Raw genomic sequence first — 18,740 nt, 5'->3', positions numbered from 1 at the left:
ACTGCTGCTGACCACATAAATATATCGGGAAGGGAGACGCCCTGTGGAGGCTGCCTCAGCGGACGCGAGCGCCTTGCTGGCGATCGTCAATGACGCCCATCGCGCCATAGATGACCCAGCGCGGACGGAGCAGTTGGCCCGGCATCGGCAACGCGCCGCGCTTACCGCCCGGGAGCGCATTGCGTATCTGTGCGAACCTGGCTCCTTTCAGGAACTGGGCGCGCTGGTTCGCCCCCGCGGCGGGCCGGACAGGGATGCGCCTGCCGATGGCGTCATTGCCGGGACCGCGAAGATCGACGGGCGCTGGTGCGCCGTGCTGTCCCAGGACTTCAGCGTTTTTGGCGGCTCGATCGGAGAGCTCGGCAGCGCCAAGACCAGCCGCCTCGCACATATGGCCAGCGTTCGCGGCCTGCCCCTGGTGATGCTGCTGGATGGTGGTGGTCATCGCATCCAGGGCGGCCAGAACTCCCGTCACTTTGCCAAGGCGGGGCCGTTCTTCCACGAGCTGGCCCGGATGTCGGGCTGGGTTCCGATGGTCGCCGCCATGCTTGGCGCCGGCTTTGCCGGCCCAACCAATTATGCCGGCATGGCTGATTTCGTTGTGATGGTGCGCGGCCAGTCGACGATGGGCCTTGCTGGGCCAGCCCTGGTCAAGGCGGGCACCGGCGAGGACGTGACGGTTCAGGAACTGGGCGGCGCCGAGGTCCAGGTGGACCGGCATGGCCTCGCGGACCTTGGCGTGGGCTCGGAGATCGAGGCGCTCGACGCCGTCCGCCGCTTCCTGTCGTTTCTGCCGGGCAACGCCCGCGAGCCGGCGCCGCTCGTCGCCGCCACAGATCCGGCGGACCGGCTGGGGGAGGCGCTGCTGGATATCGTTCCCGCCAACACGCGCCGGGCCTATGACGTGCGCAAGGTGATCGACATTGTCGCGGACGCCGGCAGTGTGTTTGAGATCAAGCCAACCTTCGCCGGCAACATCGTCACAAGTTTTGCCCGACTGGATGGCCGGCCGGTGGGATTTATCGCCAATCAGCCAAAACGGCTTGGCGGCATGCTGACGTCGGATGCCTGCGACAAGGCTGCGCATTTCATCGCTGTCTGCGACGCATTCGGCCTGCCGCTCGTCTATCTGGTTGACGTGCCCGGATTCTCGATTGGGCCGGCGGCGGAGCGCACGGTTCTGGGGCGCCACAGCGCCAAGATGATCCATGAACTCGGGCACGCCACCGTTCCGCGCATCTCCGTGGTGCTGCGCAAGGGCTATGGTCTTGGTTATTTCGCCATGTGCGGCGGGCGCAGCTTCGATTCCGACGCCAGCCTCGCCTGGCCGACGGCGGAGATCTGCGCCATGTCGGTGGAGGGCTCGGTCGATGTCGCCTATCGCAAGGACTATGAGAGCCACCCGGAGCCGCAGCGCCGTCGTCAGGAGCTGATCGACGCCATGCGCGCGGACATCAATGTGCTGGAAGCTGCTGGCGGGTTTGGCGTGGACGCCGTCATTGATCCCCGCCGGACACGCGCTGAACTGATCACGCTGCTCGCCCAGGCGCCGGCGCGTCGCGCCAATCCCCTGCCGCCGAAATACCGCAGCATTGCTCCCATTTGAACAGGCCCGCCAGACGAAGCGCCGGGAGGCGTCGATGACCACAACCGCTGATCCTCGCATCCTGCCGGCAGACGCATGTGTTCTCCGCGATCTGCTTGAAAAATTCGCCGCATCGCAACCGGAAAAGATTTGCGTGCGTTTCGCTGACGGCGCCGAATGGACCTGGGCCGAAACGCGCCGTCAGGCGATCCGCGCCGCCAACGGCCTGCGCGACGCTGGCGTTGACCAGGGCGATCATGTTGTCTCCTGGCTGCCCAACGGCCCGGACGCCGTGCGCGTGTGGTTCGGGCTGAACTATCTGGGCGCGGTCTATGTGCCGATCAACCTGGCCTATCGCGGCAATCTGCTGGCGCATGTGATCGCCAATTCCGATGCGCGCCTGATCGTTTGCCATGTCGATCTGGCGTCGCGCCTCGCCGATATCGACAGGGGCCAGCTTTGCGCCGCCATCATTGTCGGCGATGTCCGCGTGGATCCCGATACGGGTCTGGAACTGCTGCCCGCCAGCGTCCTCACCGAAGGCGCGCCGGAATTGCCCGCGCTGCAACGGCCCATCGCCCCGTGGGACACCCAGTCCATCATCTATACCTCCGGCACGACCGGGCCTTCCAAGGGCGTTTTGTCAAGCTATCTGCATCTGGCTTCGATGGCCGGCGAACCCTGGCCGTATTTCGGTCCTGACGACCGGGGCATGTGCAATCTGCCGCTGTTTCACGCTGGCGGCACGGGCGCCGTCTATCGCTCGCTGCTGCGGGGCGCCTCCGTGGTTATCGTCGACAGCTTCAATACCGCGGAGTTCTGGAACGAGATCCGCCGCCATGACGTCACGTCGGTGACCCTGCTCGGCGTGATGGCGACCTTTATCGTCAAGCTGCCGCCGTCGCCGCGGGATCGCCAGCATCCACTCCGCACCGTCACCATGGTGCCGTTGTGTGAAGATGCGAAGGCGTTTTCCGAGCGCTTCGGCGTCGAGGTCTACACCACCTTCAACATGACCGAAACGTCATGCCCCCTCGTCTCGGACCGCAATCCGGCGGCGCTGTCCAGCTGTGGCCAGCCGCGGCCTGGCGTTGAGGTTCGCATCGTCGACGGCAATGACTGCGAGGTCGGGGTGGATGAGGTCGGCGAACTGATCCTGCGGACGGACAGGCCGTGGGCCATGAACCACGGTTATTACAAGAACCCTGAGGCCACGGCGGCCGCCTGGCGTAACGGCTGGTTCCATACTGGCGACGCTTTCCGGAAGGACGCCGCTGGCGATTATTTCTTCGTGGACCGCCTCAAGGACACCATCCGCCGGCGCGGTGAGAACATCTCGTCCTATGAAGTCGAAACGGAGATTTGCGCCCATCCGGCGGTGAAGGAGGCGGCGGTGGTCGCCGTGCCGTCGGAGTTCGCAGAAGACGAGGTGCTGGTCGCGGTTTCGGTGGCCGCGGGCGCCAGGCTCGATCCAGCCGAACTGCTGACCTTTCTCGGCCCGCGTCTCGCCCATTTCATGATCCCGCGGTTTGTGCGGATCCTGCCGGATCTGCCGCGGACGCCGACGCAAAAAGTCCAGAAACATCTGCTGCGCGCTGAAGGGATCACCAGCGACACGTGGGACCGGGAAGCTGCGGGCATCCGCATCCGGCGGGAAAAGATCGGCGTCTGGGTAACGCCGGCGGAAATCAAAGGGGAACCACATGGGCCAACATGATGATCATGACCCGGCGCTGCTTCCGGGGCTTGTCCGCAGGGACGGTGACATTTCAAGACGCGGCCTGTTGCGGGCCGCCGGCATGCTGGGCGCCGCGGCGGGCTTGGGCGGCCTGGCGCTTCCCTCCCGGGCGCTGGCCGCCGACCCCTTCCGGATTGGCTGGGTCCGCCCGACGACCGGCCGTCTGGTCTCCAGCTTCGCCCCGCTATACGCGGGCGGGTTGATCGCGATTGACGAAATCAACGCCGCAGGCGGCATTCTGGGGCGGCAGATCGTCCGTGACGAGCAGGATGATGAGGCCCTGCCGTCAAAAGAGCCGGGCGTCGTTCTCAAATACAGCTCCGCCCGCATCAATGTCGTCGCGGGCCCGACTGGCTCATCGCAGGCCTTGTCATCGGCGGCGACCACGACCGCGCGCAAGATGGTTCAGACCACCTACGCGCTGTTGTCGGATATGGGCGACGGCAAGAAATATCCCTACCATTACCAGTTCATTCTCAATTCCGACATGCAGGCGGAGGCCTGCGTCGCCTATCTCGCCGACAGGTTGGGCGTCAAGAAAATCGGCATTCTTCAGGAAAGCACGGCATATGGCGAGAGCATTACGCCGGCGTCTGTCGCCCAGCTGAAGAAGCGGGGCCTGACGCCCACCGATATTCAGGTATTTCCGATCACGGCGCCGGACCTGGGCAGCTACATGCAGGCGCTGCGCAAGTCGGGCGCCGAAGCGGTGCTGATGTGGATGTCGACCTTGCCCAACTCGGCCATGGCGTTTCACGCGCTGCACAGCATGAAATGGTATCCGCCGATGACCGGCCATACGGCGCTGTTTCTTGAAAGCCTGCTTGATCTTGTCCCGGCCGAGGCAGTGAAGAACGTCTACGGCACGTGGTACAAGAACCTGAGCTGGTCCGGCCCCCAGGAGCCAGGTGAGCGCCAGAAAGCCTATGCGCGCAAGATCATGGCGCACCCGGACGCAAAGGGAGCGGAGGTCAACGCCGCCGGCGCGCCGTATTACGATTTCCTGCATCTGCTGAAGCAGGTGATTGAACAGGAAAAAAGCTTCGAGACGGCGAACATCAAGGCCGGCATGGACAGGGTGAGCAATTACCCCGCCATGCTGGGCACGGTGAACTTCACGCCAGACAATCACAGGGGCATCGGGGTGGGCGATCTGGCGATGGCTTCGATCACGTCAGCCAAAGACCCGAGGGCCATGGGCATCTTCCGCGAGCGTGCGCCCTGAAACAGACGGGGTTCACCTCAGCCTCTGCAGGACAGTGGTGCTTCAAAGCAGGCGTCGCGAGGACGCCTGCTTTGACATATCTGACCTGAATATTTCCAGGACCAATCTGCCCGACGGCAAGCGCAAGTATCGGAACAGGCAGCACGCGATGCTTCCTGTCAGGGCCACATCCACCATGCGGTTGCACGCGCAGAGCGCCATTTGTGCTTTTATCCTGTTTGACGGTCAGGCGGGCATTTGTCTAACCTCATCAAAGTCGGCGCATACCGTAAAATAACAGCCGGCAAGGTGAGGAAACACGATGAAATTTACGCGTAGATTCTGTGCGGGCGCCATTTGCATCTCCGTGGCCTTGTCCGGAAGCATGGCCATCGCCGCCAGTGTTCCAGGCGTATCGGACACTGAAATCAGATTGGGAACCCTGCAGCCGTTGAGCGGCCCGGCGTCCGCCTATGGCGTCCTCGGCTATGCTTTTGAGGGTTATTTTGCCAAGGTGAACGATGAAGGTGGCATCAACGGTCGCAAAATCCGGCTGTTGCTTCGCGATGACGCGCTCAGCCCGCCCAAGACCGTGGAGCAGACCCGCAAGCTGGTGGAGCAGGACGACATCTTCGCGCTGTTCGGCCAGAGCGGCACCTCAGGCGGCATCGCCGTGCAGAAATATCTGCATTCCAAAAAAATCCCGCAACTGTTCGTCATGTCCGGGTCGCACGTCTTTCAGGAGCCGAAAAACGCGCCCCTCAGCATGCCTGGCCTGCCGACCTATGACAGTGAAGCCCGCATCTATGCGAAGGTCATCCTGAAGAATAATCCAGACGCCAAAGTTGGCGTATTTTATCAGAACGACGACTTCGGGAAGGACTACCTCAAGGGCGTTCAGGCCGGCCTGGGCGACAAGGCCGACAGCATGATCGTGGCGAAGGAAAGCTACGAACTGACCGATCCCACGGTGGATTCCAAGATCCTGGCGCTCAAATCCAGCGGAGCCGACACCCTGGTGATGGGCGTCTATTCCAAGCAGGCGAGCCAGGCTTTGCAGAAGATGGCGGCCATGGGTTGGAAACCCAAGATCTACATGAGCTACATTGGCGCGTCCGTCAGCCCCACCTTCATGAACGCAGGGCTGGCGAACGCCAAGGGCGTCATCACCGCCACCGTGCGGAAGGATCCGACGGATCCACGCTGGAAGAACGACCCCGATGTCGTCGCCTGGCTCGCCTGGATGGACAAATACTATCCCCGTGGCGACAAAGCCAACGGTAGCAACGCTGCTGGCTATATGATCGGCGATCTTGTGCGCCACATCATCGAAAAAACCGGCAAGAACGTCACCCAGGAACGCTTGATGGCCACGGCCAAGCAGGTGCGCGACTACCGCCCGCCGATGCTGCTGCCCGGCATCAGCATCACCATCACCCCTGACAGCTATAATATTTACAACAAGCTGCAGCTTCAGGAATTTGACGGCGCCACCTGGCGCGAGATCGGCGAGCCGATCTCCACCCATTAGAGCAGTTTTCGATCAATCTGGATCGCAAACTGTTCCAGTTCTCTTTGTTCTAAGCGAATTCTGATCGGAAAGCGCTCCAGGGTCCCGCTGGCCGGGGCTTGTTGCGAACGCGGCGCCGCCGCCCCGCGCCTGGCGCGGCGGCGGGGATCGGAAGGCGCAACCTTGGGGGTGAAGTTGGAAGAAATGTCTGGACTGGCGGAGTTTATGTTATTCAACCCAAAGTGATTTCAAGATAATACTCATTTGGCCAGCACTGGTCGTTAGAATATTGTTAGAGGCGTCAGCCTGGCCTAGAGTTCGCAAGTCCGCCCGGGGCAGACGGCGTGCGTTCACCGGCGGCAATCGTGGGGTCAGGCATATGTGTGAATCTTGTGTCAGTACATCGATCGGTCGGCGCGGATTGCTGAGGGGCGGGGCCGTGATGGCGGGGGCGGCCTTGCTCGGCGGCGCTTTTGCCGGCGGGCAGGCCAGGGCGCAGCCTGCGCGCGCCGCCGACACGCCCGATGCAGCTCTGGCGATGTTGTTGGAAGGCAATGCGCGTTATGTCGCTGACAAACCGCGTGAACGGGACCTGACCGCGAGGCGGGCGGCCACCTCCCAGGGGCAAAAGCCATTTGCTGCGATTTTGGGCTGCGCCGATTCACGCGTTGCGCCGGAGCTGGCGTTTGACCAGAAACCGGGCGATCTCTTTGTCGTCCGGGTTGCCGGCAATTTCTTGACAGATGATGGGCTGGGCAGTCTGGAATTCGGCGCGGCCGTGCTTGGGACCAGACTGATCATGGTGTTGGGCCACACCGGATGTGGCGCGGTGACCGCCACAGTTGACGCGATACAGGCCGGCAATCAGCTGCCAGGACATATCGCCGGGCTGGCGACCGCAATGAAGCCGGGCATTGAACCTGTCGTCAAGGCAGGCGGCGCTGACCTGATCGCGCGGGCAACCGTTGCCAACGTCGCCTACAATGTGGCGCGCCTGCAGAAGGCCAGCCCCATTCTGGCCGATCTCATCGCCAAACAGCAATTGCGTGTGGTTGGCGGCGTCTATGATCTGGCGACCGGCAAGGTGTCCCTGGCGTAGCCCCGCTCCGCTACGCCAGTTTTCTGCAAATTTTCTGGAACCTTTCCCGTCCTGAGCCATCCAATCCAGAGTTATGGAGCGATGGTTATGGCGCAAGACAGAAAGGCTGTTGGCAGCACGGGCGCGCCCGGGGACGACGAACTCGTCCACCGGGCGACCGCGCATGGCGTTCAGGCATTCCGCCCTGATCATGCAGGGCTATAACCAGAGGCTTTACCGCATCGCCCGTAGTATCATCCCAAATGACAGTGAGGCTGAGGACATCGTTCAGGAAGCCTATGTCGATGCCTTCGCGCATCTCGATGGTTTTCGCGGACAATCATCGCTTGCCACCTGGCTGTCCCGCATCGTCATCAATGAGGCGCTCGGCCGTTTGCGCAAGAAGCGGGTTGCCATGGAGCGCCTGCAAACTGGCGAGCATAACGCCGACGCCGAAATCATAGAGTTTCCGCGCAATGCTGATCAGGTCGATCCGGAGCGCGCGATGGCGCAGCGACAAATTCTGCGGCTTGTTGAGCAGGCGACAGACAATCTTCCGGTCGTCTACCGGACGGTCTTCATCGCCAGGGTGATCGAAGGCCTGAGCGTCAGCGAAACGGCGGAGTTGCCTGGCGTCCCGCCCGGGATTGTCAAGACTCGCCTGCACAGCGCCCGCAGTCTTGCGCGTCAGGCGCTTGAGGCGAAAATCGGCCCGGTTCTTCCCGATGCATTCCCGTTTGCGGGCAAGCGCTGTGAAAGGCTAACCGCTGCGGTCGCGCAACGTCCTGGTCTTCATGTCTGATTATTTGGAAACCCTTTTTGGGTCGGGGGCATCCAATGTTTTTGGGGTCCGGGTCGCCTGTGGTTCTGATTATGCACGTCAAAATCTGCCTCCAGCTTGAGATCTGGCGCGTCACTCTGGCGGCAATGAATCCGCAATCCGCATTCCTGTCAGGCTGAAGCAGGCGAAGCCTGCGCCGCAAGTCGACTGCGCAAGGCGCGCAGTTCGGCGAAACGGGCGCTGACGTCGCGCAGAATGCTGATCACCCCGGTGATTTCGCCGCCCGACGCGCGCATGAACACAATGGTGAACTCCACCGAGATGCGGTGGCCGTCGGCGGTCATGGCGGGAACGGACAGCAGGTCGCCGGCTCCATAGCGCGACTGCCCCTGCGTCAGGGCGTGATTCCAGCCATCCCAGTGGCGGTTCCGCAGGTTCGCCGGAATGATGATGTCGAGCGAGCATCCCAGCGCCTGTTCGCGGGTGAAGCCGAAAATCCGCGCGGCGCCAGGGTTCCAGAAGCGGATGGTTCCGTCGCGATCGGTGGCGAGGATGGCGTCGGACACGGTGTCGAGCAGCGCCCGGGCAATGGCGTCGGTGAAGTCCGGCGGTGGCTTTGTCGTCATGGTTCTTTTCCCCCTTTGGCCAGATAGCGTTTGGTCAGCCTGTCTGGCCGCTGGCCGCCAGGGCTCTGGTGAGATCGGCGATCAGATCTCCTTCCGCCTCCAGGCCCACCGACAGGCGTAGCAGCCCTTCGCCAATGCCGGCGCGCCGCAGCGCATCGGCGTCCATGCTGGCGTGGGTCATGGTGACGGGGTGGGCGATCAGGCTTTCGACGCCGCCCAGTGACTCGGCCAGGGTGAATATCCGCGTGGCTTCGACAAAGCGCCGTACGACGGAGGTCCCGCCGCGCAGCTCGAAGCTCAGCATGGCGCCAAAGCCCTGCTGCTGGCGTGCGGCCAGGTCGTGGCCGGGATGCTCGGGCAGACCGGGATAATACACCGCCGCCACCTGTGGCTGAGCGCGCAGGAAGCGGGCGACGGCCATGGCGTTGGCCTGCTGTTGCGCCACCCGGGGAAACAGGCTGCGCACCCCGCGCAGGGTCATGTAAGCGTCAAACGGCGCGCCAATGACGCCGGTGACATTGGCCCAGTGCGCCAGCGCCTCCGCCTCGGCGGCGTCGGCGGCGATCACCGCCCCGCCCACCACGTCGGAATGACCGTTGAGATATTTCGTTGTCGAGTGAATGACGTAGTCGGCGCCAAGCCGGATTGGCTGCTGCAGGGCCGGCGACAGGAAGGTGTTGTCGACCGCCACCCGCGCGCCGGCTGATCTGGCCTGCGCGGCGATCGCCTGGATATCGACAATGCGCATCAGCGGATTGCTGGGCGTTTCGACCAGCACCAGCGAGGGCGCGCGCTCCAGTGCGCGGCTTATGGCGCCGGCGTCGCCCTGATCAATGAACGCCGTTTCAAAACTACCCCGCGCGCTGCGCGCCAGCAACAGGCGGCGGGTTCCGGCGTAGCAATCGTGCGGCGCCACGACGAAGGCGTCCTGCGGCAGGCGCGCCAGCACCAGATCAATCGCCGCCATGCCCGAGCAGGTGACGACGGCGCCCGCGCCGCCCTCCAGCCTGGCCAGGGTGTCGGCCAGAAGGTCGCGCGTGGGGTTGGCGGTGCGTGAATAGTCGTAGCCGGTGGTCGTCCCATAGGCCAGGAAAGCAAAGGTGCTGGTGAGATACAGCGGCGGCGCCACCGCGCCAAAGCGGTCGCCGTCGGCGACTCCGTTGGCCGCCGCCACGGTGCGGGGATGATCTGGTTTCCCGTCCATGGAAAGTCTCCCGCTCAGGCGTCGGCGAGCTGGACAAGTCTGAGGTAGGGGCGCAACTCGGTCCAGCCCTGGGGGAAACGCTCCCGCGCCTGTTCGGTGGACAGGGCAGGGGAAATGATGACCGGCTCGCCCGGCGTCCAGTTGACCGGCGTGGACACCTTTTCGTTGTCGGTGAGCTGCAGGCTGTCGATTACCCGCAGGATTTCAGAAAAATTACGCCCGGCGCTTGGTGGATAGGTCAGGACCAGGCGGATTTTGCGTTTGTTGTCGATTACATAGACGGCGCGCACCGTCACCGTGGGGTCCGCCTCCGGATGGATCATGCCGTAAAGATTGGCGACCTTGCCGTCGTCATCGGCAAGCAGCGGAAAGTTCAGCGCGTGGTTCTGGGTCTCGGCGATGTCCTCGCCCCAGCGTTCATGCGCGTCCAGCGGATCGACCGACAGGCCGATCACCTTGACGCCGCGCCGGTCCCATTCAGGTTTGAGGCGCGCCACTTCGCCAAGCTCGGTCGTGCACACCGGCGTGAAGTTTTTCGGATGACTGAACAGTACGCCCCAGGACGATCCAAGCCATTCGTGGAAACGGATCGGCCCCTCGGTGCTCTGCTGTTCGAAGTCCGGCGCCGTCTGTCCAAGCTGCAGCGACATGGTTGTGCTCCTTGTCTTGTTGGGCGCAAATCCGTTCACGCCAGGTGAAACAGGATTTGCCTTATCTTCCCGATTCAGTGGTCTTCCTGGTCCTCAGGACATCCAGCCTCGCCGCGCCTCCAGTTTCCCTTGCGGCATCGTCGGATTTGCTCCGGTCATCCACCTGAGATGAGCGAGTTTTGGCGGGCGATTTGCGCGCGGCGCCCACCTGCCCGGTTCCCGCGCGCAGCCTCCCGGCGCTTTCCGACGGAGCGCCGCGCCCGCCGGGAAGCGCCTCAGTCATTGAAACGCCGGCCTTCCCGCACCTCCGGAACCAGGCCGATGCGGATGGCGAAATCGCCGAAATGTTCGCCGGGGACGCGCTCGCCGGCGTAGCGGCCGAGCGCGCCGTCGAGATAGTCAAGGATCGCTTGTTCGCCGACGTTCTCGAGCGCCATTTTGTTGAGGCGCTGGCCATGGAAGCCGCCGCCCAGATAGAGATTGTATTTGCCGGGCGCCCGTCCGGTGAGGCCGATCTCGGCGATGTAGGGTCGGGCGCAGCCGTTGGGGCAGCCGGTCATGCGGATGGTGACCGGTTCGTTTTCGAGGCCATGGCGACCGAGGATGGCGTCGATCTTGTCGACCAGCGCGGGCAGGTAGCGCTCGCTCTCGGCCATGGCGAGGCCGCAGGTTGGAAAGGCGACGCAGGCCATGGAATTCCGGCGCAGGCCGCTGCCGGCGTTCAGGGCGTCAAGACCACGTTCCCGCAGCAGCGCCGTCATGGCCGGGCGGTCGGCGGCTTCAATGTCGGCGATCACGAGGTTCTGGTTCGGTGTGACCCGAAAACGGCCGGTGTGGCGCCGCGCCACGGCGCGCAGGGCGTCGAGCAGGGCCAGATCGCTGAAATTGCTGATGCGGCCGTTCTGCACGCGCAGGGTGAAATGCCAGCGCCCGTCCTCGCCCTGCCGCCAGCCCAGCGCATCGCCATTGGACGTGAAGGCGTAGGGCCGCGCGGGCTCGAAAGCATAGCCCAGCCGCGCCTCGACCAGCGCGCGGATGACGTCCAGACCCTTGTCGTCAATGGTGTATTTGAAGCGGGCCCGGCTGCGGTCGACGCGATCGCCATAGTCGCGCTGCACCGCGATCACCGCGTCGCAGACGGCGATGACCTGGTCTTTCGGGATAAAGCCGATGACGCTGGCGAGACGGGGATAGGTGGCTGGCGTATTGTCGGTCCGGCCCATGCCGCCGCCGATGGCGACGTTGAAGCCCTTCAGCTCGCCGCCGTCCGTGATGGCGATGAAGCCCAGATCCTGGGCGTAGACATCGATGTCGTTGATGGGGGGAATGACGAAGCCGATCTTGAACTTGCGCGGCAGATAGGTGGCTCCGTACAGCGGCTCCTCCGGGCCTGCTTCCGGTTTCCCTCCAGTGCCCGACGCCTTGCCGTCTGGCGTCCTGTGCTCCGCGCCATACCAGATTTCGTCATAGGCCCCGGTTTTGGGCGCGGCGTGATTGCTCGCCTTCACCGCCAGGGCGAGCACTTCGGCGTGCAGGACGGACAGCTCCGGATTGATCGAGGCCATGACGCCGCGGGTGTCGTCGCCACAGGCCGCGCGTGTATCGAGCAGCACGTCGCGCAGGCCCTGGATCACCGGGCGCAGGGCCTGCTTGCGCACATGGTGCAACTGGAATGTTTGTCGCGTCGTCAGGCGCAGGGATTCACCGGCGTGACGTCGCGCCAGTTCGTCCAGTTTCAACCATTGCGCCGGCGTCAGCACGCCGCCAGGCAGGCGCACCCTCGCCATGAAACGGTAGGCGGGCTCCATCTTGCGGCGCCGGCGCTCATCCCGGATGTCGCGGTTGTCCTGCTGGTAAAGCCCGTGAAACTTCATCAGCTTGATGTCGTCGCCTGGAACTGCGGCGGTCAGCTCCGCCTCCAGTCCGGCGGCGATGGAGCCACGGAGCTGCCGGCTATTGGCTTTCATGGTTTCGTCGGGGCCGAGCCGATCCAGCGGCTGGGAAATATCGCGGCTCCGGTCGATGACGGCGTCGGTCATGACTGTGCTTTCAGTAGACATCGATCTGGTAACGGTGGCTGGCCTGCAGGGCGGCGAGGTAGTCATGCGCCGCGGCGACGCCCTTGCCGCCATGCTGCTGCACAATACCGAGCAGGGTCGCCTGCACGTCGGGGGCAAGGCGGCTGGCGTCGCCGCAGACATAAAGATGCGCGCCATTCTCCAGCCAGTCGAAAACATCCCGGCCGTGCTCCGCCAGACGATGCTGGACATAGGTTTTTGTCGCGCCATCGCGGGAGAAGGCGACGTTCATCCGCGACAGGACGCCGTCGCGCAGGTACCCCTGCCATTCGGTCTGGTAAAGGAAGTCGCTGTCGAAGTTGCGATCGCCGAAGAACAGCCATGACGGCCCGCCCGCGCCGCGCGCCTCACGCTCCTGCATGAACGCCCGGTAGGGGGCTACGCCCGTGCCGGCGCCGATCATGATGATGGGGACGTCATCGCCTGGCAGACGGAAATGCGGGTTTGGCTGGACATAAACCCCCAGCGCGGCGCCGTCGGGGCAGCGTTCGGCCACATGACCGGAGGCCACGCCGGCGCGATCAACGCCGTTGAGTTGATAGCGGACCGTGCGGATGGCCAGATGGGCTTCATCGGGAGCAAAGGCCAGACTGGATGCGATCGAATACAGCCGCGGCTGCAATGGCCGCAGGCCGGCGACAAACGCCTGGGCGTCGACGCCACGGACCGGATAGGCGCGCAGCAGATCAAGCACATGATTGCCGCGCAGCAACGCGCCGCGGGCGTCCGAGGCGTCCGGGCGCGCCAGCCGCGCGAGGTCGTCCGCCTGGGACAGCGCGGTCCAGTGCTCAAGAAAGCGTGGCGTCGCCGTGGTGATTTCCAGCCGGTCGCGCAAGGCCTCGCCCAAGGGGATGGCGCCGCCGCGCAATTGCACCTCGGCGTCGGGCGACAGGTCAATGGCCTGCAGAACAGCGGTGATCAGATCCGGGTCGTTGCGCGGCGTCAGACCGAGCGCGTCGCCAGGTTCGTAGACCAGCCCGGACCCATCAAGCGACAGCTCCAGATGGCGGATCTCCTTGCTGGAGCCACGACCAGTCAGGACGATGTTGTCGATCACCGCCGCGCGAAACGGGTTGCGCTTGTCGAAGGCGCTGACAGGGACGCCGGCGGGCTCAGGGCGCGAAGTGGAGCCGACAGCCTGGCCTTCGTCCGCTGGGGCAAAGCGGGCGACAATTTCCGCCATCCAGGCCGCCGCCGGTTCATCATAGTCGATGTCGCAGTCCACGCGTTCGCGCAGCCGCGCGGCGCCCAGCTCCTCCAGTCGCGAGTCCAGTCGCCGGCCGGCGCCGCAAAAGAACTCATAAGAGGAATCGCCCAGCGCCAGAACCGCATAACGAACGTCCGCGAGACGGGGCGCGCGACGTCCTTCGACGAATTCGAAGAAGCCGGCGGCCGAGGCCGGAGGATCGCCCTCGCCGTGGGTGGAGACGATGAACAGCAGGTCCTGTTCGTCCTTCAACCCACGCGTTTTGTAGGCCGCCATGTCGGCGACCTGGGCCTCGCGGCCGCTGGCGGCGAATTTGCCCGCCAGATCGGCGGCCAGCGCGGCGCTGTTGCCGGTCTCGCTGCCGTAAAGCACGGTGAGGCCACGCGCCGGGGCCGTCGCGGCGGCGACCGGGGGGCTTGCCGGCTGGAGGCCGGAGGCGCTGCGCTGGTGCCCGACGCCGGCGAGAAAGCCGCTGGCCCAGAGCAGTTGTCTGTCGTCCAGCGATTGCGCCAGCTGCCGGAGCTGGTCCCATTGCCCGGCCGAAAGGCCCGAACCGAAGGCGACCAGACTGGCGCCGAATGCGGCTCCGTCCTGTTGAGGTGAGGTGGTCCCTTCACGCGCGGCGACATCAACCCCGCTGGGAGATGCGGCCGGTTTGCGAAATTCCGATATGCCCATGGCTTCCTGGCGCCCCGCGAGCGGCGGTCCGTTTCAGGGTCGCCCGCTATTTACGTTTGAAATTGCTATTTATTTCAATTCCACCGTCAGATTGGCATTTTGAATTGCGCGTCACAAATTCATTTGATTGCGTTTAAATGCAAAGATTTTAATGTGAACGTCATGGACGTTCAGCAAGCCCGCACATTCCTTGAGATTGCCCGTAGCGGCAGCTTCATTGCCGCAGCCGACAGCCTGCACATCACCCAGACGGCCGTTAGCGCCCGCATCCGCACGCTCGAAGCCTTGCTGGGGCGACGGTTGTTCGTTCGCAACAAGGCGGGGGCCCGGCTGACGCCAGCGGGCGAGCGGCTGGTGCGGCATGCCCGCGTCATGGTGCAGGCGTGGGAGCGGGCGCGGCAGCAGGTCGCCCTGCCTCCAGGCCGCCGGGAGGGCGTCATCATCGGCGGCGAGTTAAGTCTGTGGCGACCGCTGCTGGCCGACTGGCTGGTGCTGATGCACCGGCAACATCCCGACATCGCCCTGCGGGCCGACGTCGACAACCCGACAAACCTGCTCGTCCGCGTCCAGGACGGCGCGCTCGATCTGGCGGTGCTCTATCATCCGCCGGCGTGGCCAAATCTGGTGTCGGAACTGCTGCAGGAGGAGAAGCTGGTGCTGGTCACCACTGATCCTGGCGGCGCCTTCATGCCCGACGAGTATGTGCAGGTGGACTGGGGAGCGGCTTTCGCCGCCAATTTTCAGGCCGCCTTTCCGGAATTTGGCGCGCCGCCGGTATCCATCTCCCTCGGGCCGCTGGCGCTGACCTATCTGTTGACAGCCGGCGGTTGCGGTTATTTCCGGCTGGGCGCCGCCCAACCATTTATCGACGAAGGACGGCTGCGCCGCGTCAGCAACGCGCCGGAATTCTCGCACTCGGCCTTCGCCATTTATCCAGCCCGCTCCGACAATGACGTGCTGCGACTGGCGCTACAGGCGCTACGGCAAGCGGCCAGCACGGGCGCCGCGCCGATGCTCTGACGCCAGCTTGCAAGGATGCTGACGCATCCGCGATCAGCCAGGTTCAAAGCAGTTGCGCGTGTTCCTGCGGGAACCGCCCGCGCGCAGCTCTGGCATGATTGCCCGCGAATATCATCCCGGCCATTCATACAGGGGCCGCCAGCCTGCTGCAGGAAGTTTGCGCCGATGATGACTGTCGCCGCTGCCTGCCGCCGGCCCGTGTGCTGGATCCCCTGCCAGCCGAGCCAGCCGGTGTAGAGACCGACAAGCACGATCACGAGCGCGGACGCATAGGGCATGCGCCTTGCAAAGGCGCCAAATCCCGACCAGCGGCTTGAGACGTGCCTGACGCCAAGCGCCGCAAGAACACCCGCCGACACCATCGTTAGCGCGAGTCCGATGCTGAAGCAGACAACCAGCACGAAACCGAGGCTGAGTTGCTTGAGCTGGATGCAGAGCAACAGGACCGTGATCGCGGCCGGACATGGAATCAGGCCGCCCGTCAGGCCGAAAAGAATGATCTGTCCAGTGGTGACCGGCCCTCCGCTGAACCGACGCCGGATATCCGCCGCGTGCGCGCGAGCGTGAGCATCGTCCCCGTCGCCGGGGTTCATGTGGCTGTGATCATGCTCCTCGAACACGATGTCATGGATTTCCGGACCAGCCGCGCCATCAATCCGCAATCGCGCCGTGAAGGCGTGCGGTTCGGGGATCTCGTCCACGCTTTCGAGGAAATCGCCCTTCGTGACGAAAGCAAACGACTGGCGCGCGCCATCCTCGCGCACCGTTTCAATACCGAGGCTGCCCGCCGCCGGCAATTGGTCCTGCCCGGCGCGGATGCGCCAGCGCGGCGGCGCGCCGTCTTCGAAAACTTCCAGCGTCAGCGACCCGGCGCGCGTTGCGACATGCCGGATCTCATCATGGTGGTGGTGATGGTTGTCGGCGTTTTGCTCCCGCCACGTCCGCCATGCCATCCAGATTGCGATGCCGGTGATGATGATCGCCGACGCGAACTGGAAATACGGTTCACTGGCCTCGCCACCCCATTGCCGACCGAAATACTGTCCACCAAGTGCGATCATCCAGATCACCGCCGTGTGTGACAGCGTCGCCGCAAGACCAAGCAGCACCGCCTGCGTGACGGTGCCCCGAATGGCGATGATGAAGGCTGCCATCATCGTCTTGGAATGCCCCGGCTCAAGACCGTGTAATGCGCCAAGGAGAATGGCGGTCGGGATGAAAAGCCAAGCATGGGCCGCGCCCTGCGCGAGGAGATCGGTGAAGGAAGTCACGGGACCGGCTTTCTTATTTGAGATAGGTCCGAAGGACTTCGATCAGCTCTTTTGCCCCGCTGGCGCGAGCCGCGTCCTGTTCATTGTCCGGATTTACGATGTGATGGCGGATATGGTCCTCCATCAATTCAACGGTCAGGCCATTGATGGCGCCGCGCATCGAGGCGACCAGCATCAGCACATCGGCGCAGCCGCGCTCTTCCTCCAGCGCCCGCTCGACGGCCTCCGCCTGTCCTTTCAGCCGGCGCACGCGCGCCAGCAGCCTGGCTTTGTCCCTGATCGTGTGCGCCACGCCATGTCCTGTGTTCATATAAGATAGGGGGGTATCCTATATTTGAACCAGGCAGGTTGGCAAACCGGGTGGCGGCGCAAGCAGGAGGGAGGCGGCGTTCACCAGGCGATGATGTCAACGCGCATTGACCGTGAAAGGACGGACGGCGGGGCGTTTGATTGATTGCGTGAGCAAGGAATTCATGGCGCGCCGCAAGTGCGCTGTTCGCCGGCATCCGCCCACAGGGTCCGCGCGATGTGAACTTCAGCGGTTTGGCGTTGGGTGCTGAGGGGGAGTCGAGGTTCGCGGCGGCCAATGTTCTGGTCCGCTTCCGCGCGCGTTTCCCGAGCTGAAAGCACAAGCGGACCGGTTAAAGATGAGGCGGAGCGGGAGCCTTTCCCATAGGATTGTTTGCAGGCGTTTTTCCGTGGCGCGGACATCGCGTCATGCGACGAAAGCGCGTTGACGTGAAATGCATGAGCAGGAACCGGCTTCATGCCGAACCGGCCTCCTGCTCTGGCGCGACGGGCGTCGGGGGACATGAAACCGAAAATACTGACCACGCTCCAGACCTATGACAGGCGACAGTTCTGGGCGGATTTCGTCGCGGGCGTCACCGTCGCCATGGTCGCCCTGCCGCTAAGCCTCGCCATCGCGATCGCCTCCGGGGCCGATCCGGCCAAAGGACTTGTCACGGCGATCGTCGCCGGATTCCTGATCTCCCTGCTGGGCGGCAGCCGGGTCCAGATTGGCGGGCCGACGGGGGCTTTTATTGTTGTCGTTTTCAAGGTCATCGCAGATCACGGTTATGACGGTCTGATCATGGCGACGTTCATGGCTGGCGTTATTCTGCTCGCCGCGGGCTTTCTGCGCGCCGGACGATTGATCCAGCTTGTGCCCGAGCCGGTCATCAATGGCTTCACCATCGGCATCGCCACCATCATCGCCGCCAGCCAGCTCAAAGACCTCTTTGGTCTGTCCATCGCACAGCCACCCGCAGAATTCTTCGCCAAGCTGGAGGCCCTCTGGAGCGCAAGAGGCAGCCTGAACGTTCCGGCGCTGGCCACCGGGTTGCTCACAATGGTCCTGATCGTCGGACTGAGGCGCGTGGCTCCGCGCTGGCCTGGCCTGATTGTCGCCGTCGCCGTCACGTCAGCGATCGTTGCGTTCTTCACCTTGCCGGTTGACACAATTCATTCCCGTTTTGGCGACCTGCCGCGCAGCCTGCCAATGCCGGAAATGCCCGCTTTGTCCCTGGCGCGGATGATGGAGTTGCTGCCCTCAGCCTGCATCATTGCTTTCCTCGCCGGGGTTGAATCCCTGTTGTCAGCGATGGTTGCTGACCGGATGATCGCCGGGCAACATCGGTCCAACGCCGAGTTGATTGCCCAGGGAGCCGCTAACCTCGGGTCGGCGCTGTTTGGCGGGTTGCCTGCGACCGGCGCCATCGCCCGGACCGCCACCAACGTCCGGGCCGGCGGCAAAACGCCGGTGGCGGGGATCGTGCATGCCGGCGCAATCCTGATTGTGATGTTGGTCGCCGCGCCCCTGGCAGGCTATCTGGCCATGCCAGCGCTCGCAGGCCTGCTGATCCTGACGGCATGGAACATGAGCGAGCCGCATCGCTGGCCAGGCTATTTGCGCGAGCGACGCGCGGACCAGTTTCTTCTTCTGCTGACTCTCGTGCTGACCGTGGTGGCGGATCTGACCGTCGCAATCGGCGTCGGCGTCGCAATCGGCCTGGCCATTCGGCTGCAACGGCGATCTGTTCCACCGTCAGACTGGAAGCCTCCGGAAAGATAAGCGATCCCGCCAGGCCGGACGAGAAAAACCTGTGTT

The 18,740-nt window shown here is 64.0% G+C and carries 13 protein-coding genes and 2 pseudogenes; 8 read left to right on the top strand and 7 right to left on the bottom strand.

Translation table 11 applies throughout. The features are described 5' to 3' along the window. Positions 1 to 43 precede the first annotated feature (43 nt). From IE243_RS15390 to IE243_RS15365, 6 genes and pseudogenes are all read left to right on the top strand, one after another. Positions 44 to 1,606 (top strand): acyl-CoA carboxylase subunit beta, encoded by a 1,563-nt coding sequence (locus IE243_RS15390; protein ID WP_191320281.1) that lies wholly within the window; start codon positions 44 to 46, stop codon positions 1,604 to 1,606. A gap of 34 nt (positions 1,607 to 1,640) precedes the next feature. Further along, positions 1,641 to 3,302: an AMP-binding protein gene (locus tag IE243_RS15385; protein ID WP_191320280.1), complete on the top strand. Its 1,662-nt coding sequence runs from the start codon at positions 1,641 to 1,643 to the stop codon at positions 3,300 to 3,302. After that, a complete protein-coding gene (locus IE243_RS15380; RefSeq protein ID WP_191320279.1) occupies positions 3,289 to 4,548 on the top strand; it encodes an ABC transporter substrate-binding protein in 1,260 nt (419 codons plus the stop codon). The genes IE243_RS15385 and IE243_RS15380 overlap by 14 nt, the downstream gene beginning before the upstream one ends. A 301-nt stretch (positions 4,549 to 4,849) precedes the next feature. Then, a complete protein-coding gene (locus tag IE243_RS15375) occupies positions 4,850 to 6,058 on the top strand; it encodes an ABC transporter substrate-binding protein (RefSeq protein ID WP_191320278.1) in 1,209 nt (402 codons plus the stop codon). 358 nt (positions 6,059 to 6,416) lie between these two features. Next, entirely contained in the window at positions 6,417 to 7,136 is a 720-nt protein-coding gene (locus IE243_RS15370; RefSeq protein ID WP_191320277.1) for a carbonic anhydrase, read from the top strand. Between the two features lie 87 nt (positions 7,137 to 7,223). Beyond that, positions 7,224 to 7,917: pseudogene (locus IE243_RS15365) on the top strand (RNA polymerase sigma factor). A gap of 149 nt (positions 7,918 to 8,066) precedes the next feature. On the opposite strand, the gene IE243_RS15360 reads toward IE243_RS15365, so the two are convergent. From IE243_RS15360 to IE243_RS15340, 5 genes are all read right to left on the bottom strand, one after another. Further along, a complete protein-coding gene (locus IE243_RS15360; protein WP_191320275.1) occupies positions 8,067 to 8,522 on the bottom strand; it encodes a PAS domain-containing protein in 456 nt (151 codons plus the stop codon). A 34-nt stretch (positions 8,523 to 8,556) separates the two neighbouring features. After that, a complete protein-coding gene (metB, locus tag IE243_RS15355; RefSeq protein WP_191320274.1) occupies positions 8,557 to 9,726 on the bottom strand; it encodes a cystathionine gamma-synthase in 1,170 nt (389 codons plus the stop codon). A gap of 14 nt (positions 9,727 to 9,740) precedes the next feature. After that, entirely contained in the window at positions 9,741 to 10,376 is a 636-nt protein-coding gene (locus tag IE243_RS15350) for a peroxiredoxin (RefSeq protein ID WP_191320273.1), read from the bottom strand. Between the two features lie 275 nt (positions 10,377 to 10,651). Further along, positions 10,652 to 12,415, bottom strand: coding sequence for an NADPH-dependent assimilatory sulfite reductase hemoprotein subunit (locus tag IE243_RS15345; RefSeq protein WP_191320272.1), 1,764 nt, complete (start codon positions 12,413 to 12,415; stop codon positions 10,652 to 10,654). 10 nt (positions 12,416 to 12,425) lie between these two features. Further along, a complete protein-coding gene (locus IE243_RS15340) occupies positions 12,426 to 14,339 on the bottom strand; it encodes an assimilatory sulfite reductase (NADPH) flavoprotein subunit (protein WP_191320271.1) in 1,914 nt (637 codons plus the stop codon). A 162-nt stretch (positions 14,340 to 14,501) separates the two neighbouring features. On the opposite strand from IE243_RS15340, the gene IE243_RS15335 reads away from it, so the two are divergent. Next, entirely contained in the window at positions 14,502 to 15,359 is an 858-nt protein-coding gene (locus IE243_RS15335) for a LysR family transcriptional regulator (RefSeq protein WP_191320270.1), read from the top strand. Between the two features lie 170 nt (positions 15,360 to 15,529). Here IE243_RS15335 and IE243_RS15330 read toward each other — a convergent pair. Together IE243_RS15330 and IE243_RS15325 are read right to left on the bottom strand one after the other, a co-directional pair. After that, positions 15,530 to 16,630 (bottom strand): annotated as a pseudogene (locus IE243_RS15330) (nickel/cobalt efflux transporter); the annotation flags it as partial. Between the two features lie 13 nt (positions 16,631 to 16,643). Next, a complete protein-coding gene (locus tag IE243_RS15325; protein WP_191320268.1) occupies positions 16,644 to 16,922 on the bottom strand; it encodes a metal/formaldehyde-sensitive transcriptional repressor in 279 nt (92 codons plus the stop codon). Between the two features lie 519 nt (positions 16,923 to 17,441). Here IE243_RS15325 and IE243_RS15320 point away from each other — a divergent pair. Then, on the top strand, positions 17,442 to 18,704 hold the full coding sequence (locus tag IE243_RS15320; protein ID WP_191320267.1) for a SulP family inorganic anion transporter: 1,263 nt from the start codon (positions 17,442 to 17,444) through the stop codon (positions 18,702 to 18,704). Positions 18,705 to 18,740: the final 36 nt, after the last annotated feature.

This window comes from Camelimonas fluminis (assembly GCF_014656355.1).
Taxonomy (GTDB): domain Bacteria; phylum Pseudomonadota; class Alphaproteobacteria; order Rhizobiales; family Beijerinckiaceae; genus Camelimonas; species Camelimonas fluminis.
The sequence above is the reverse complement of the archived record's forward strand: the minus strand, read 5'-3'. Positions and strand labels throughout refer to the sequence as shown.